This is a genomic window from Ferrovibrio sp., from assembly GCF_002796975.1.
Taxonomy (GTDB): domain Bacteria; phylum Pseudomonadota; class Alphaproteobacteria; order Ferrovibrionales; family Ferrovibrionaceae; genus Ferrovibrio.
The window spans coordinates 152,556-167,980 of sequence record NZ_PEKV01000003.1 but is presented as its reverse complement, the minus strand read 5'-3'; the positions used below and the strand labels follow the sequence as shown (position 1 = coordinate 167,980).

Annotated in this window: 17 protein-coding genes; 5 read left to right on the top strand and 12 right to left on the bottom strand. The window is 64.7% G+C overall.

Annotated elements, in window-relative coordinates; genetic code table 11:
• Positions 1–56: 56 nt before the first annotated feature.
• Entirely contained in the window at positions 57–1,283 is a 1,227-nt protein-coding gene (locus tag CTR53_RS02525) for a polyhydroxyalkanoate depolymerase (RefSeq protein WP_290809220.1), read from the bottom strand.
• 178 nt (positions 1,284–1,461) lie between these two features.
• On the opposite strand from CTR53_RS02525, the gene CTR53_RS02520 reads away from it, so the two are divergent.
• On the top strand, positions 1,462–2,115 hold the full coding sequence (locus CTR53_RS02520; RefSeq protein ID WP_290809170.1) for a glutathione S-transferase family protein: 654 nt from the start codon (positions 1,462–1,464) through the stop codon (positions 2,113–2,115).
• Positions 2,116–2,121: 6 nt separating this feature from the next.
• Here CTR53_RS02520 and CTR53_RS02515 read toward each other — a convergent pair whose 3' ends face one another.
• The 4 genes from CTR53_RS02515 to CTR53_RS02500 form a co-directional block, all read right to left on the bottom strand.
• On the bottom strand, positions 2,122–3,423 hold the full coding sequence (locus CTR53_RS02515; RefSeq protein ID WP_290809168.1) for a hypothetical protein: 1,302 nt from the start codon (positions 3,421–3,423) through the stop codon (positions 2,122–2,124).
• Between the two features lie 91 nt (positions 3,424–3,514).
• A complete protein-coding gene (locus CTR53_RS02510; protein ID WP_290809167.1) occupies positions 3,515–3,904 on the bottom strand; it encodes a hypothetical protein in 390 nt (129 codons plus the stop codon).
• A gap of 6 nt (positions 3,905–3,910) precedes the next feature.
• The gene (locus tag CTR53_RS02505; protein WP_290809165.1) at positions 3,911–4,738 is read right to left on the bottom strand and encodes a hypothetical protein; all 828 of its coding nucleotides are present in this window, start codon (positions 4,736–4,738) and stop codon (positions 3,911–3,913) included.
• Positions 4,739–4,917: 179 nt separating this feature from the next.
• The gene (locus CTR53_RS02500) at positions 4,918–5,490 is read right to left on the bottom strand and encodes a hypothetical protein (RefSeq protein WP_290809163.1); all 573 of its coding nucleotides are present in this window, start codon (positions 5,488–5,490) and stop codon (positions 4,918–4,920) included.
• A gap of 143 nt (positions 5,491–5,633) precedes the next feature.
• Here CTR53_RS02500 and nth point away from each other — a divergent pair, with 143 nt between their 5' ends.
• On the top strand, positions 5,634–6,281 hold the full coding sequence (gene nth, locus CTR53_RS02495; protein ID WP_290809161.1) for an endonuclease III: 648 nt from the start codon (positions 5,634–5,636) through the stop codon (positions 6,279–6,281).
• 3 nt (positions 6,282–6,284) lie between these two features.
• Here nth and CTR53_RS02490 read toward each other — a convergent pair whose 3' ends face one another.
• From CTR53_RS02490 to CTR53_RS02480, 3 genes are read right to left on the bottom strand one after another with little or no spacing between them, the layout of a single operon-like run.
• Entirely contained in the window at positions 6,285–7,559 is a 1,275-nt protein-coding gene (locus CTR53_RS02490) for an NAD(P)-binding domain-containing protein (protein WP_290809159.1), read from the bottom strand.
• Positions 7,556–8,494: an NAD-dependent epimerase/dehydratase family protein gene (locus CTR53_RS02485; RefSeq protein ID WP_290809157.1), complete on the bottom strand. Its 939-nt coding sequence runs from the start codon at positions 8,492–8,494 to the stop codon at positions 7,556–7,558. The genes CTR53_RS02490 and CTR53_RS02485 overlap by 4 nt, the downstream gene beginning before the upstream one ends.
• An 11-nt stretch (positions 8,495–8,505) precedes the next feature.
• A complete protein-coding gene (locus CTR53_RS02480) occupies positions 8,506–9,426 on the bottom strand; it encodes a bile acid:sodium symporter family protein (protein ID WP_290809155.1) in 921 nt (306 codons plus the stop codon).
• 150 nt (positions 9,427–9,576) lie between these two features.
• On the opposite strand from CTR53_RS02480, the gene CTR53_RS02475 reads away from it, so the two are divergent.
• Both CTR53_RS02475 and CTR53_RS02470 read left to right on the top strand, forming a co-directional pair.
• The gene (locus CTR53_RS02475) at positions 9,577–10,623 is read left to right on the top strand and encodes an AraC family transcriptional regulator (protein ID WP_290809153.1); all 1,047 of its coding nucleotides are present in this window, start codon (positions 9,577–9,579) and stop codon (positions 10,621–10,623) included.
• Positions 10,623–10,988, top strand: a complete 366-nt coding sequence (locus CTR53_RS02470) for a hypothetical protein (RefSeq protein WP_290809151.1) — start codon at positions 10,623–10,625, stop codon at positions 10,986–10,988. Before CTR53_RS02475 ends, CTR53_RS02470 begins: the two co-directional genes overlap by 1 nt.
• A 134-nt stretch (positions 10,989–11,122) precedes the next feature.
• Here CTR53_RS02470 and CTR53_RS02465 read toward each other — a convergent pair whose 3' ends face one another.
• From CTR53_RS02465 to CTR53_RS02450, 4 genes are all read right to left on the bottom strand, one after another.
• Positions 11,123–11,569, bottom strand: coding sequence for a hypothetical protein (locus tag CTR53_RS02465; RefSeq protein WP_290809149.1), 447 nt, complete (start codon positions 11,567–11,569; stop codon positions 11,123–11,125).
• Positions 11,570–11,616: 47 nt separating this feature from the next.
• Entirely contained in the window at positions 11,617–12,345 is a 729-nt protein-coding gene (locus tag CTR53_RS02460; RefSeq protein ID WP_290809147.1) for a polymer-forming cytoskeletal protein, read from the bottom strand.
• Between the two features lie 66 nt (positions 12,346–12,411).
• Positions 12,412–13,089: an EI24 domain-containing protein gene (locus tag CTR53_RS02455; RefSeq protein ID WP_290809145.1), complete on the bottom strand. Its 678-nt coding sequence runs from the start codon at positions 13,087–13,089 to the stop codon at positions 12,412–12,414.
• Complete coding sequence (locus CTR53_RS02450; RefSeq protein ID WP_290809143.1) at positions 13,086–14,534, bottom strand: amidase; 1,449 nt, start codon at positions 14,532–14,534, stop codon at positions 13,086–13,088. Before CTR53_RS02450 ends, CTR53_RS02455 begins: the two co-directional genes overlap by 4 nt.
• 64 nt (positions 14,535–14,598) lie before the next feature.
• Here CTR53_RS02450 and CTR53_RS02445 point away from each other — a divergent pair.
• Positions 14,599–15,425 (top strand): adenosine kinase (locus CTR53_RS02445; protein WP_290809218.1); only part of this gene is annotated, 827 nt, incomplete at its 3' end.

The following is a 15,425-nucleotide window of genomic DNA, read 5'->3' as shown; positions in this document are numbered from 1 at the left end:
CGCGCCCTGTCATGAAATGTCAGCAGTTATTTAGCGGGCTGCCGGTCTGGCGGCGCTCACTCCATCGCCAGAATCGTGTTCTTCACGATGGGATAAATCTGCTTGGTCCAGCGCCTGCCGCTGAACACGCCGTAATGGCCGACGCCGGCCTGCAGGTGGTGGCGCTTCATATAGGGCTTGATGCCGGTGCACAGGTCATGCGCCGCCATGGTCTGGCCGATGGCGCAGATGTCGTCGCGCTCGCCTTCCACGGTCAGCAACGCGGTCTTGCGGATCGCCTTCGGATTGACCGGCTGGCCGCGATGGGTCAGCGCGCCGGTGGCCAGGCGATACTCCTGAAACACCCATTGCACCGTCTCGAGATAGAAATCGGCATCGAGATCGAGCACGGCGAAATATTCGTCATAGAAATCCTTGGTCTTGCCCGCCTGTTCCGCATTGCCCAGCCACAGATGCTGGAACAGCTCGGCATGCGCCTTCACATGGCGGTCCATGTTCATGTTCATGAAGGCGGTCAGCTGCACGAAGCCGGGATAGACGCGGCGGCCCGCGCCCGGCAGGCCGGGCGGCACTTCGGCGATCAGCTTCTGCTCGAACCATTCGATCGGTTTTCCCACCGCCAGCTCGTTCACCTTGGTGGGATTGAGGCGGCAGTCGATCGGCCCGGCCATCAGCGTCATCGAACGCGGCGTGCATTTGTTTTTGGCTTCCGACATCACCGCGGTGGCGACCAGCGCCTGCACGCAGGGCTGACAGACCGCGACGATATGCCCGCCCGGTCCGATCGCTTCCATGAATTTGATCAGATGGTCGACATAATCCTCGAAGCCGAAGCGGCCGGCGCTCAGCGGCACGTCGCGCGCATTGTGCCAGTCGGTGATATAGACATCGTGATCCGGCAGCATGGTGACCACCGTGTCGCGCAGCAAGGTGGCGAAATGGCCCGACAGCGGCGCCACCACCAGCACGCGCGGCTGCTCGCCCAGCTGCACCTTCGACGCGTCGACGTCTTTTCTGAAATGCAGCAGCGTGCCGAACGGCGTCACATGCGCCGCCTCTTCCACCACCGGCACGTCGCGGTTGCCGATCTTCACATGGTCGATGTTGTAGGGCGGGCGGCCATGACTGAGACCGGCGCGGGACAGCATCTCGGCAGCGGCGGCGAAACCGCGCAGGAAGGGATTGTCGCCAGCCGCCAGCCGCAAACCGGGCAAGGCCTGTTCGGCCAGGGCGCGCAGCGGCGCCATCATATTGGCTTGGTTCTGGTAGGCCAGATACATCATCAAGGCTGGACAAGGATCACAGCTGGGACCATGGCTCGCGGCGGCTGGGTCGCGCCCTCCCCCGGAGCGCAAAACGACGACCCACCGCCTCTTGGCCAAAAAAGCTAATGCAGTTTTTGCTGCAATGCGAGATATATGTAGCAGACTTAAGTCTGGGGACCTCACAGAGGACGCGGGCATGAAGGCCACACTGACCATCAGCAGCAAGAACTACTCCTCCTGGTCGCTGCGCGGCTGGCTGCTCTGCCGCATGGCCGGGCTGGAATTCGAGGAAGTGCTGCTGTCCAGCGACGACCCCTCGACGCGGGCCGAACTGCTGCTGCTGTCGCCCAGCTTCCTGGTGCCGCGGCTGACCCATGGCGAGGTCTCGGTCTGGGACACGCTGGCGATCGCGGCCTATCTGGGCGAACTCTTCCCCGCCGCGCAGCTGCTGCCCGATGACAAGGTGCAGCGCTCGCATTGCCGCTCGATCTCGGGCGAGATGCATTCCGGCTTCACGAATCTGCGCTCGGCGCTGCCGATGAACCTGAAGGCGCATTATCCCGGCTTCAAGGTCTGGGCCGGCGCGCAGGCCGATATCGAACGCGTCGCCTCGATCTGGCGCGACTGCTTTACCGCCTATGATGGCCCCTGGCTGTTCGGCGCCAGGCCGACTGTGGCCGATGCGATGTATGCGCCGGTCTGCACGCGCTTCCTGACCTATGACGTGAAGCTGGATCCGGCCTGCGCCGCCTACTGCCAGACGGTGATGAACTGGGCTGTCATGCAGGAGTGGGTAACCGCTGCAAAGGCAGAGCCCGACGACCTCGACGAACTCGACGTCGAATTCTGAGCCGGTTCAAGACAGCCCGCCGGTACGCAGCACGAGGCGGCGCAGCGTTTTCAGCAGTTCGGTGCTGACCGGGTCGCGGCCGTTCAGGATCAGCACCAGGCCCGGCCGGCTCAGCTCCAGCGTCTTGGCCAGCTCGTCGATCGTGATATTGGCGATGCGGCAGACTTCGGTTATCACGGCCAGGCCGTTGCCTTCGATATATTTGTAGCCGTCGGCCTCGTCGCGCACCTTCAGCCGGAAATCGCGGCGGGCCATGCCCTGCGGCGGCGGCTTTTTTCCCGCAGGCGGCTTCGCAGCCGCCTTCTCCGCAAGCTGGGCGACCGCCCTGGCCTTCTGCGACACGTAATCCTCGCCGAAATCCTCACCCTCCAGCGGGGGCACCGGCGGCAGTTCGGAGACTGGCCGCGGTGACGGTGACGGGGGCTCGGGCACTGACTGCACCGGCGGCGCAGGGGGCGGCGGGGGCGGCGGCGGTGCCTCCGGCAGCATCATGCCGGGGATCACGAAATCCGGCATCACCGGCGCGGCCGGCGGCGGTTTGGGGATTGGCGCGGCAGCAGGCCCGGATGACGATGTCGCGGGCTTCGACACCGTTGGCGTGAAGCTCATCATGCCGGGGATCATCACGTCGGGCTGCGGCGGCACAGCCGGGGGCGGCGCCCTGGGAACTTCAAACACCGGCTCTTCCGGCGCCGGACTCTGCGGCGGCTCCGGTGCGGATGGCGGCTCGACGACCGGCGGTGGCGGCACTTCGGCAACCGGTTCTTCAGGCGGTGCAGCCTCGGGCGGCGGCGCGGTGCCGAAATCGGCCAGCGGCATGCTGTTGTCGATCTGCGCGTCGACGCGGTCGCGGATATTCTGCATCAGCGCCGCATTGGGCGGCGTCAGTTCATACGCCGCGCCATGCGCCGTATGGAAAGCGGCAATATCGTCGAGCCGCGTCAGGCGCCGGCGCAGGAATTTCTGGCTGCCCATCGGCCAGGGCTTCCCGCCGGTCACCATACGGTCGAGGAACAGGCTGCTGACTTCGAGTTCCATCTCCAGCATGCGCCAGCGGATGACCGCCAGCTTTCTGACCTGGGCCGCCCGCGCATCAGGTTCGAAAGCGCCGAGCCGGTTGTCGACCATGTCAACGAAGAGGTGGAATTCGGCGAGCTGGTCGATGAAGGTGCGAAAATCGGAAAAACGATCCAGAACCGCGTCGTCGTTGGCATAGCGGCGAGCAATCGCGGCGGCCTGGCGTTCGACCTGCGCAATCATCGCCAGGGCGGTTTCGCGGCTGGGGCTTCTGCCCCCGATCGTCGCCATAGGAGACCTTTCCGCGGCATCTGCCGCGGTTCCAGAGTAGAGAAGAAGCGGCTGTGCCGATACGGCCAGACCGACAGCCGAGATCGTCCGCTTACGGTGCGCTTCGCAGCCAGTGCTGCGCCTGCTCCATATCGGCGAAATAGCGGATCGTGCGGTTGTTCAGGCCCTGCCGCAGCGCCTGCGCCTGCCGCATGTTGGTCGACTCCAGTCCTTTGCGCACGATGGCGATGCGGCGCAGGTAATCGCTCGGGCGGCGACGGAACAGCTGGTCGAGCCGGTCGATCGTCTCGGGCGTGGCACGCCAGTCGGTGTAGCGCATGTCGAGCAGGTAGTCGTAATTCGGCGCGTCGGGATAATGCGCCATCAGGCTGGCGTAGAAGCCGAGCACCTCGTTATCGCCCAGCTCGCCGATATAGACGACCGTGGCGACGCGCGCGGCCGCATCGATTTCATAAGCCAGATGTTCGCTGGTGACCGCCACGGGCGCCTAATGCTGCGGCGGGCCGTTCTTGTCGAGGAACGACTGCAGCTGCTCCATGAAGGGGCGCGACATCGGGTCGTTGCCATTCAGCATCAGCACCAGCGAGGGCCGGCTGACGCCCATGCGCACCGCCAGCTGGTCGAGCGTGACATTCGCGTTGCGGCAGATTTCGCTGACGGCCACGATGCCGTCGCGTTCGGCATAGAACCGGCCGTCCATTTCCTTGATGCGGAACGGCGGCGGGTCGCGGCGAGGCAGCGGAAGACGTTCTGCCGTCCGCCGCCTGCTGCCGGGATCCAGACGCAGCACCATGTTTTCCGGCTTCACAAAGTCTCCGGTCGACACTGCATATCTGGCAGACTGATCCGAGAAATTCGTCAGCGCGGGCGCGCGCTCGATCTGCTGCTTCAGCAGTTCTTCCACGGCGCGCAGCATCACCTCGCTGAGCGGCGTCAGCCGGTACTGCTCGCCGAAGCGGTCGTAATACTCGCTGATCTCACCCAGGCGGCCGAGCCGGCGCTGCAGGAATTCGCGGCTGCCGAGCGGCCAGGGCTTGTGCGTCTCGCCGATGCGGACGAGGAAAATCTGCGTGGTATCGACTTCGACAATGACGATGCGCCAGCGGATATCGACGAGATGGCGCGTCAATGCCGCGCGTTTGTCGTCCTCGAAACCCGGCAGACGCTCTTCCACCAGGTCGATGAAAACGTTGAAGTGGTCGACTTTCTCGATGAAGCGACGGAAATCCTTGACCTCGGCGGATACGCCATCGCCGCTGCGATAGGCCTCGGCAATGTCGAGGCCCTGCTTTTCGACCTGGGCGAGGAGACGCAAGGTCTCCTGACGCAACCTATGCCCTTCCGCCGACTGGCGCACCGCACCACCACTGAGTGATTTGTTTTTCCCTGCGAGCTACAGTAGCGGCTGCAGTTGTGTTTAGCCATGTTAGATTCTATCAGAATGGCGCTCAAAATCTATGTTATAAATCAATAATCTAAGCGGGCCTTTGGCGTTCAGCAGGGCCGGAAGCGGTCAAGGTCGCGCTCGAAGCAAATCCGGACTTCGCGGATTCCCGCCGTGCCGCCGCCTACAACCCGTAGATGCCGGCGCTCCAGCCCACGACCGGTATTGGCGGCGACGACCGCCGTGGCGAAGGCGCGGGCCGACTGGCCGGGCTGCGGTTCGGGCAGGGTCAGGCTGTCTGCCAGCCGGGTCTGCGCCGCGAAATACTCTTCCGGCGTGGCGAAGTCGCTGCAGCTGCCATGCTTGGCCCATTCGCATTGCATCAGCCGCGGGTCGGGCGAGGCACAGAGATGCCGGCGCAGCACCGGCGCGGGCACCGGCTGCACCGGGCCGCAATATTGCGGCCAGAATTGTCCGGCACGGCGTTCGGCGTATTGCGGCCACAGGCCATGCACGATCCAGCCGAAGCGGTTGTCGCGGCATTGCAGGGTCGCGCCCGATTTTATGCTTCTTTGGCCGGCTTCCGACGCGCAGAAGGCCGGCGACCAGCTGAAGCTCAGGATGTAATGGTCGAAGTCGCCCTTGCGGCCACGCGACTCTTCGCGGCGGTCACAAGGCGACACCGTAAGACGGTCCGGCAGACGACATTGCTGCGCCGCCGCCATCTCCGGCAGGGCCGTGAGCAGCAGAAGCAGACACCCGCCTATCGCTTTCAGTCGCATCGCGGGCTAAAGATCACTGACCAGTCCCCACTGCACAAGCCCTCATGAAGCCCGCCCAGATCGAACATTTCTTCGCCACGCTGTCGGCCGCCAATCCGTCGCCCGAGACCGAACTGAAATACGTCAACGCCTATACGCTGCTGGTGGCCGTGGTGCTGTCGGCGCAGGCGACCGATGTGGGGGTCAACAAGGCGACGAAAGACCTGTTCACTAGGGTGACCACGCCGGCGCAGATGCTGAAACTGGGCGAGGACGGTCTGAAGCAGCACATCAAGACCATCGGGCTGTTCAATGCCAAGGCCAAGAATGTGATCGCGCTGTCGCAACTCCTGGTCGACAGGCATGGCGGCGAGGTGCCACGCGACCGCGATGCGCTGCAGGAGCTGCCCGGCGTCGGCCGCAAAACCGCCAATGTGGTGCTGAACGTACTATGGGGCGAGCCGACCATTGCGGTGGACACGCATATCTTCCGCGTCGGCAACCGCACCGGCATGGCCAAGGGCAAAACCCCCCTTGATGTCGAGCTGAAACTCGAAAAGGTCGTTCCTGGAAAATACCGCCAGCATGCGCATCACTGGCTGATCCTGCACGGTCGCTATATCTGCAAGGCGCGCAAGCCCGACTGCTGGCGCTGCGTGGTGGCGGAAGACTGCAGCTTCAAGCCAAAAACGAAAGCACCCGACGAAAAGTAATCGTCAGGACAGCGCGGCGATGGCTGCCTGCAGGTCGCGCTTGTAGTGCAGGAAATCGACAAAGATGCCGTGTTCGCCACGATCTTCGCTGCTCTGCGCACAGCCGGCCACAATGCTGCTGCGGAAGGCCGAGGCCGCAGCCGGGTTTTTCTGGCGCGCCTTCACATAAGCCGCAATCAGGTCGGTCTGCAGCGCGCGCCCGGCCCAGCCCACGCCTGCTCCTTCCAGGAGCCCGGCCACAAACAGGTTGTTGTCGGCGGGCGGGAAGATATTCAGATGCAGCTGCGGTGACTGTTTCGCTGCCTGCCAGTTCAGCACCGCAAGATCATCAATGAACGGGAAGGTGATGCGATAGCCGGTGGCGAACAGCACCAGATCGGCCTTGTCTTCGCGGCCATCGGCGAAGACGACGGTATCGCCACGGAACTCGCGGACCGGCTTGCGCAATTGCACGTCGCCCTGGCCAAGATGCTGCAGCACCAGAGAATTCACGATCGGTGTGCGATCGTACAGGCGATGCTGCGGGCGCGGCAGGCCGAAGCGTTCGGGCGGACCGACCAGCAGGCGCAGCAGCGGCTCATGCAACATGGCGCGCAGCTTTTTCGGCAGGATGAAGCGTTTCGGCTTGTGGTTGCCCTCGTCGGCCGGTTTGCCGGCGATGAATTTCGGCACGAAATGGTTGCCCCCGCGCACGCTCCACAGCACGCGTTTCGCGCGGTGGATCGCATCGACCACGATGTCGCAGCCGGTATTGCCCATGCCCACCACCAGCACGGTCTTGCCGTCGAAGATATCCGGCGTGCGATAGTCCTTGGCATGCATCACCCGGCCGCTGAACTCGCCTGGAACCTTGGGCAGCAGCGGATCGGTCAGATGCCCGTTGGCGATCACCACACCGGCATAGGGTTTGGTACTGCCGTCGCTGAAAGTCGCGCGCCAGCCCTCACCCTCGCGGGTCAGTGTCTGCACCGAAGTATTGAAGCGGATCAGCGGCGTCAGGCCGAAATGCGCCGCATAGTCGCGGAGGTATTGCAGCACCTGGGCATGGCCGGGGTAGGCCGGCCAGTCTGACGGCATCGGAAAATCGGCAAAAGCCGTGGTCTTTTTCGACGAGATCAGGTGCGTGGAGGCATAAACCGCGCTGGAGTCTGCGCCATACAGCCACTGCCCGCCGACATCGGCATGGCGCTCGACCGCTTCGACGGCGAGGGCCGCCTGCCTGAAGCTTTTGATGGCCGCGAGGCCGGCCGGGCCGGTGCCGATCACCAGCCAGGTCATGCCCTGGTTGCCTTTGCATAACGTTCGAACACCGCCACGGCATCGAGCTGCGGCGCATAGCCGAAGCCGGTTTTGAGCTGTGCGTTGTCGAGGACGGGACGGTACTGGATGAATTTCACATGCTGCGGCCCAAGCCTGGTCACGCCAAGTTTGTTCAGCAGCCAGAGCGCGGCTTTCAGCACGGCCGGCGGAATCGCCAGATAGGGCTTGCCGAGTTTTGCCGCGATCTGCGCCAGACTGAGCGTGCCGTCGCCGGCCAGATTGAATACACCCGAAGGTCCGCCGCGCGCCGCTTTCAGCAGGGCCGCGATCACGTCGCTGTCAGCAATGAGGGAGAACGGCGTCGCAGTTCCCGTAAGACCGAGCACCATCGGGCGACGGAACATCGCCGTGATCTGGTTCATCGTACCCGGGCCGAGCACGGTGCAGGGCCGGAACACCGTCTGCTGCAGTTCAGGATGCTCAGCTCGCCAGTGCGCCAGCAGTTCCTCGACCAGCCGCTTGTTGCGCGCATAGGCAAAATCCTCGTTGCCGCGCAGCGCGTCAGTCTCGCACAGCGGCACCGGATTGTCCGGGTGATAGCCATAGGCCGCACCGCTGGAGGTGACGACCAGATGCTGCACGCCGGCAGCAATGCAGCCGCGCAGGACATTTTCGGTGCCCTTCACATCGATCTCGTAGTCGCGCTGTTCGTCGCCGCCGGCTGCCACCACGGAGGCAAGATGCACCACACAGCGCGGCCGGTGCTGCAGCAGATGCGCGGTGAGCGCGGCATCGCGGATATCGCCGGCGATATAGGTCACGCCGGGCAGGCGCTCGGCTGCCGGCACCTCGCGCAGGTCGAAGGCGATCACTGGCGAGGCTTCACCTGCCAGTGCCGCCACCAGCCCGCGACCGATGAAGCCGGCAGCACCCGTGACAAGGATTCCGCTCACGATGTCGCCATTCATATGATTTGGGCCTGCCGGCGATCACGGCGCTTCCACCAGGCCGCCAGACCCCAGCCCGACACGATATGCCAGATGCCCCAGCCGGCCGCGATCAGCGCGGCGCCGCCCAGTGCATCGAAATGGTTGAGGATCAGCGCCAGCCCGAGCCCGGAATTGTGCATGCTGACCTCGATGGTCATGGCGCGGGTATCAAACTCATTCATGCGCCACAGCTTCGCCGCCAGCCAGCCGATCAGCACGGCGATGGTATTGTGCAGCACCACCAGCGGCAGGATCTGGCCCAGAAAAGTCCCGAGCGACTTCGCATTGGCGGCGGTCGCGCCGACGATAAAGACGACCAGGAACAGGAAGGAGAGAATCTGGAACGGCTTGCGCAGCCGCGTGGCCAGTGCGGGGAAATACCGCACCGTCAGCATGCCGGCGACCATCGGCAGACCGAGCAGCAGCACGGTGGAGCCGAGGAAGCTGACCGGCTCGATGCTGACCTGGCGCAGCAGCACTGCGGTGGCGGGATTGAGCGAGGCCCAGAACAGGATGTTCAGCGGTGTGGTGAAGATGGCGAGGATGCTGGAGATGCCGGTCATGCTGACCGACAGTGCCGTATTGCCCCTGGCCATATGAGTCATCAGGTTCGACAGGTTGCCGCCCGGGCAGGCCGCCACGACGATCATGCCGAGTGCCACGCTGGGCTGTGGCTTGAGCAGCATGGTGATGGCCCAGGTGACGGCAGGCAGCACGAGAAGTTGCGCCGCGAGGCCGGTCAGCGGCGCCAGCGGGCGTTTCAGCACATCGGCGAAGTCACTGAAGCGCAGATCAACCGCCACGCCAAACATGATCAGCGCCAGCACGAGGCCCAGGATCAGTTGCCCGGTCGAGTCGATTTGAATCAGCACGGCGTCGATGGACGCATCGGCCATGATGGCTTCCTCCCGGGTTACCCTTGCCTGACCCTGTTGTTTCAGCCGGTTTGCTGAGTCATTCTGCGGCAGAAACAGGCATCCGGCGATGGCCGCCGACGACAGCAGCTATCCGGACGCGCCAAAGCTGAGAAACTGTCAGAGGGAAGGATGAGCGCGGAAAGCCGCAGCGTTGCCACCGGCTATGTCCGCACCCTGCTGGATGCGGTGCAGGACAGTACCCATGCGCCGCGCCGGATCAGCAGCGCCGCTGTACTGATCGAGGCTGGGCTGGCCGAGGCCGGGTTCGCGCCCGACCTGCCTCACACCCCGCGTCTGCCGCACGACGTAGTTTCGGCAATCTGGCTGGCGGCGCTGCGCCTGACCGGCGATGCCCAGCTCGGCCTGCATGTCGGCGAACAGGTGCGGCCCGGCTCCTTCGATGCACTCGGCCAGTTGCTGATGACCTGCGCCACCCTCGGCGAAGCGGCCGAACAGGCGGATCGTTTCGCTGCTCTGGTCGGCGGCGGTGGGCGGTTCGCGGCCAGGAAAGAATCCGCCGGCGGCATTCGCCTGCTGTATCTGCCTTTCGACCCTGACTGGCCCTGCCGGCGTCAGCGCGTCGAGGCCGTACTGGCCGCGACACTGACCTTCACGCGCTGGCTGAGCGGCACGCAGATCCTGCCGCGCGCGGTGCGTTTCCGTCATGACACGCCCGAGACACTGTCCGAGCATCGCCGCATCTTCGGCCTGACACCGGCGTTCAGTGCCGAGGATGACTCGCTGCTGCTTGGGCCTGAAACGCTGGCGCTGCCGGTGCGCCAGGCCAATCCCGGTCTGAAGGCCGTGCTGTCGGGCTATGTGCAGGCGGAACTGGCGCGGCTGAACGACGACGATCCGTTGCGTGGGCGACTCGCCGATAGTTTGCGCGCGGGACTCGCAGCCGGACAGTCGCCCGGCATCGAGGCAGCAGCCGAGGCACTGAACCTGACGCCACGTACCCTGCAGCGCCGGTTGGCCGAACGCGACACCAGCTTCCAGGCCGAGGTGAACACGCTGCGCTGCGCGCTGGCCAAAGACCTGCTGCGCGGCGGCGACCCATCGTTGAGCATCGCCGGCATTGCCGCGCGGCTCGGCTTTGCCGATGTCGCCAATTTCCACCGCGCCTTCAAGAGCTGGACCGGTGTGACGCCGGCGCAGTGGCGGGAAACGTCGTAATGCTGCGCGTGATGTTCGACAGCAACGCCTATGACGCCATCCTGAAACATGGCGATGTCGAGGCGATCGAAGCCGCGATGTTCAGCGTCATCACGACAGCCGCGCAGGAAGACGAGCTACGCCAGATCGCCGATCCGGCCCGTCGCGCGGCGCTGCTGGAGATTTTTCATGTCCTGCACGCGGCGACCGCCGATGTCCCGGCGGATTGGGATGTGTCGCGCGATCACCTTATCGGCAGAGCCGCCGCGGAGCACTGCGATCTGCTGGTGACGGATGATCGGGGTTTGACGGAGCAGCTCACCACGCAGGCGCCGAAGCTGCGCGTGCTGACGTATGAGAATTTCCGGAAAGAGTTTTTAGGCTGATGCAGCCCTCACCCTCCCACTGCTGCGCAGTGGGCCCCTCCCTCTCCCGCTAACGCGGGCGAGGGGTTTCAGCTTTGCTCCCTCTCCCGCTTGCGGGAGAGGGCTGGGGTGAGGGTCTTTTTCAACCGACTATCTCAAGACATCGGCCGCTGCGGCGGCTGCTCCTGGGGCGGCGTCTTCAGCAGGGCCGCGAGGCAATCGCTGTCGTCGATGGTCTGGCCGCGCACGCGGCTCAGCACCTGCGCATGGCTGACGCGCATGCGGGTGGCCGTCTCATCGGGATAAAGAAACAGCAGCAACGTGCAGCGCGGCGCCTCGGCCTGGTATTGCCAGACCTCGGCCGGCGGTTCGCGACGGAGCGTGGTCGGCGCCCCGAACAGCACGCGGGCTTCGGCCGCGGTCTTGCGCACCACATCGGCGCTGACCGGACGGCGCGGCGGTTCGTCGGGCTTCTGGTGTACCAGCGAGAGATCGAGTTCCTCGCCCGGCAGCACGCCAGTGGTGGTTGCAGGCGGACGTGCACCGCAGGCGGCCAGCACGACAGGCAGGATGAGGGCAAAAAGAATGCGCGGCGTTTTCACGCCGCGCAGCTTAGACGCACAGTATTTCGAGAACAACTCTTCGCGAGTTATTCCGCAGCAGCCGGCGACGACAGGCGGCCGCCCGAGGCGACGGTCTGCACCGTGCCGGAGATTTCGCCACCGCATTCGATCTCGACCTGGCCATAGGCGATCTCGCCCGACACCTTGCCCGAGCCGCGGATCAGCAGACGGCCGCGCACGCTGAGGCGGCCTTCGAAGCGACCGCGGATCTCGGCCTCTTCCACTTCGGCCGAACCCTTGAACTGGCCGGTCTCGGTGATTTCGACAAAGCGGCTTTCGGTGAGCTGCGCCTCGACACGGCCTTCGACCACGACGCGGTCGCAGGCGGTGATCTGGCCGCTCAGGCTGATTTCGCGGCCGATCAGCAGAACCTTCGGTTCGGCATGATTGTCGGAACGGGCCGGCGTAGCGGGCGCCGCGCCAGCCGAAGCCTGCACCATGGCCTTCGGAGCCAGGTCCACCGGACGCTTGGCGATCTCGGGGCGGAAGGTCGGGGTCGGCGGATTCGTATCGGCCATGGCGGCAACTCCTGCGGTTGTAACGGGGGCAGTGGCGGGAAGAACGGGTTTACCGACGCTGCGCAGATGGCTCGGCATCGGCGGCAGTTCCTCGTCGCCCGACTTGTTTGGTGCGGCGGAGGATTCGGGCTGCCCAGGCTGACTCTGCCTGGGCTCGATCGGTTTCAGCTCGGCCTGGACCGGAGCAGGCGGCATCATCGCGGCACTGTCGGTGCTCGGCTTCTTGCGACCAAACATAGGCGGTCTCCTCTGATCCCCTAAATGCACTGCCCGGCACTCAACCCGCACTGCCGGAACTTCAGGTCAGCCCGTCGCCCGCAACCGTTTGTAGACGTGAACCATGAACGCGGTTGCCACAATCGGGACGAGAAAATTTACGAGCGGAATGGTTAACAGAAGGACAATAAGCACGCCGCAGAGCCAGACATCGCCGCGCCGCCGACGGCGCAGCAGATTGGCCTCCGCACGCGGCTGGTAGCGGAAAGCGATGGCCTCGAAATACTCCCGCCCGACCAGATAGCCGTTCACCAGCAGCGAAAGCCCATACAGCAACGGCGGGAAGAACAGCAGGATGGCATAAAGCGGCAGCAGCAGGATATTGACCGCAAGAACGACACCCAGAAAGCGCAGCGCGCTCCACAGCGCCGGCATGGTCGCCAGCGGCCGGCCCGGTGCCTCGCCCGGATAGTAACGGCGTTCGACCGCATCGGCGATATCGTCGAGGAAAAGGCCGATTGCCGCGGTCATCACGGCGGGAAACAGCAGCATCATGCCGAGCAGGAAGCCGAGGCTGGACAGGGCGGCAATCGCCCAGTCGAGCCAGGCGTAGCCGGTGGCAGGCACCACCAGCAATCCGGCCCACAGACCCGTACCCAGCAGCACGAACACCACCGCGCTGATCAGCAGCGACTTGACCAGCACGCCGCGGAAGGCGGGATCTGGCAGCTGCGCCAGCGCGCGCCGGAACGACCCTGCGATCATGCCGTGCCTTCGCGCGGATCTATCGGTACCTGGGTGGCCAGACCGAACTCGGCTTCCAGCAGCGCCGAAAATGCCAGCAGTTCCGCCTCGCCGCGCGGTCGCGCCACGATCTGGAGTCCGACCGGCAGGCCGCTCTTCGTAAAGCCGCAGGGAATCGAGATTGCCGGCGTACCGGTGATGGTGATTGCGAATGTCAGCACCAGCCAGGAGATATAAGTGTCGAACTTGCGGCCGGCGACCTCTTCCAGATAGCGGATGCGATGATCGAAGGGCGGCGCCACACAGGTCGGCAGCACGAGGAAGTCGTTTTTCTCGAAGAACGCCGCCACGCGATTGTATATTTGACCCTGCACCTGCAGTGCGCGGGCCTTCTCCTCGCCGGTGAGCTTGAGCCCCTTCTCGGCGTTCCAGATCACTTCCTGTTTCACCAGATCGGTCTTGTCCTTGATCTTCGGCCAGACCGTAACGGCGAAATTGGCGGCACGCAGAACCTGGAAACACTCTTCCGCCCCACTGAAATCAGGTACGTCTTCACTCACCGCCGCACCCAGCCCGGCGATGCGCTTCACGGCTGCTTTGCAGATGGCGAGCACCTCCGGATCGACCGGCGACAGACCAAGATCCGGCGACCACCCGATGCGACAGCCACTAGCAAAGCGACTCGGCAACCGGCCAGTGACCATGGCGTGATCGACAGCGGAAACGTAGCTGTTGTCGGGGGCGGGAATGCTCAGCGGATCGCGCGGCTCGAAGCCGCTCATCGCATCCAGCATCAGCGCGCAGTCGCCGACGTTGCGCGCCATCGGGCCATAGACCGACAGCGGATCGAAGGGCAGCGCACGCGGACCGAAGGCGACGCGCCCGGGCGACGGGCGCAGGCCGACCACGCCGGTGAAGCTGGCGGGAATACGCAAGGAACCGCCGAGATCGGAACCGTCGGCGAGCCAGACTTCACCAGCGGCAAGACAGGCGGCCGCACCGCCGGACGAGCCCGCCGGCGTCGTGGCCGTGTTCCACGGATTGGTGGTGGTGCCGAACACGTCGTTGAAGGTCTGCGAGCCGGCACCGAATTCCGGCGTGTTCGACTTGGCGACGATCAGCGCGCCATTGCCTTCCAGCCGCTCGACCGACCAGCCGGATTTTTTCGGCACGTAATCGGCAAAGACGCGGCTGCCCTGGGTGGAGCGCACGCCAGCCACATCGACCAGATCCTTGGTGGCGATCGGCAGGCCGTAGAGATAGCCCGGCGGCGCCGGGTCGGGCGGGGTCAGCTTGTCCGCCATGGCCCGGGCGCGGTCGAGGCAGAGCGTCGGCAGGGCATTGATCCTGGGCTCGACCTCAGCAATCCGCTTCGCGGCGGCATCGATCAGCTCACCGGGCGTAACCTCCCGCTTTTTCAGGGCAGCCACGGCCTGGCGGGCGGTCATGCGGATCAATGCGTCCATATTTGCCTTCCTTCTGTCGAACGGCTACAGAGTAACGAGATTCGACCTGTCCGGGAAACCCTCAATGACCAAGCCCAAAAACAACGTGCTCGCCATCGGCAATGCCATCGTCGATGTGCTGGCCCGTGTCGACAATGCCTTCCTCGATGAACACGGCATGCCCAAGGGCGGCATGACCCTGATCGACGGCGGCCGTGCCGAGCAGTTGTATGGTGCCATGGGCGAGACCACCGAAGTCTCCGGCGGCTCGGCCGCCAATACCGCCGCCGGCATTGCCGCCCTTGGCGGGCGGGTGCAGTTCATCGGCCGGGTGCGCAACGACGCGCTGGGCGAGGTGTTCGGCCGTGACATCAAGGCGCTCGGCGTCCAGTACGATACCGCGCCCGCGACCGATGGCCCCTCGACGGCGCGCTGCATGATCATGGTGACGCCGGACGGCCAGCGCACCATGAACACCTATCTCGGCGCCTCGATCGACCTGACGCCGGACGATATCGAAGCTTCGGCCGTTGCCGCCGCCGAGATCACCTATCTGGAAGGCTATCTGTGGGACCAGCCGATGGCCAAGGAAGGCATGCGCAAGGCGATGCGGCTGGCGCATGATTCAGGCCGCAAGGTGGCGATGTCGCTGTCGGACAGTTTCTGCGTCGACCGCCACCGCGAGGAATTCCAGCATCTGGTCGAACACCATATCGACATCCTGTTCGCCAACGAGGCTGAGATCACCGCGCTGTACCAGTCGCAGGATTTTGATGCTGCATTACAGCACGTGCGTCATCATGTGGATGTCGCGGCGCTGACACGGTCCGAAAAGGGCTCGGTCATTATCGCCGGCGAGGAAGTGCATATCATCGACGCGGTCAAGGGCGTCAGCGTGGTCGACACCACCGG

What these genes read in the sequence shown, in the direction of transcription:
- CTR53_RS02470 (WP_290809151.1), top strand. Translation starts at nt 10,623, where the DNA reads ATGCTGCGCGTGATGTTCGACAGCAACGCCTATGACGCCATCCTGAAA.
- CTR53_RS02490 (WP_290809159.1), bottom strand. Translation starts at nt 7,559, where the DNA reads ATGACCTGGCTGGTGATCGGCACCGGCCCGGCCGGCCTCGCGGCCATC.
- CTR53_RS02460 (WP_290809147.1), bottom strand. Translation starts at nt 12,345, where the DNA reads ATGTTTGGTCGCAAGAAGCCGAGCACCGACAGTGCCGCGATGATGCCG.
- nth (WP_290809161.1), top strand. Translation starts at nt 5,634, where the DNA reads ATGAAGCCCGCCCAGATCGAACATTTCTTCGCCACGCTGTCGGCCGCC.
- CTR53_RS02520 (WP_290809170.1), top strand. Translation starts at nt 1,462, where the DNA reads ATGAAGGCCACACTGACCATCAGCAGCAAGAACTACTCCTCCTGGTCG.
- CTR53_RS02515 (WP_290809168.1), bottom strand. Translation starts at nt 3,423, where the DNA reads ATGGCGACGATCGGGGGCAGAAGCCCCAGCCGCGAAACCGCCCTGGCG.
- CTR53_RS02480 (WP_290809155.1), bottom strand. Translation starts at nt 9,426, where the DNA reads ATGGCCGATGCGTCCATCGACGCCGTGCTGATTCAAATCGACTCGACC.
- CTR53_RS02475 (WP_290809153.1), top strand. Translation starts at nt 9,577, where the DNA reads ATGAGCGCGGAAAGCCGCAGCGTTGCCACCGGCTATGTCCGCACCCTG.
- CTR53_RS02455 (WP_290809145.1), bottom strand. Translation starts at nt 13,089, where the DNA reads ATGATCGCAGGGTCGTTCCGGCGCGCGCTGGCGCAGCTGCCAGATCCC.
- CTR53_RS02525 (WP_290809220.1), bottom strand. Translation starts at nt 1,283, where the DNA reads ATGATGTATCTGGCCTACCAGAACCAAGCCAATATGATGGCGCCGCTG.
- CTR53_RS02450 (WP_290809143.1), bottom strand. Translation starts at nt 14,534, where the DNA reads ATGGACGCATTGATCCGCATGACCGCCCGCCAGGCCGTGGCTGCCCTG.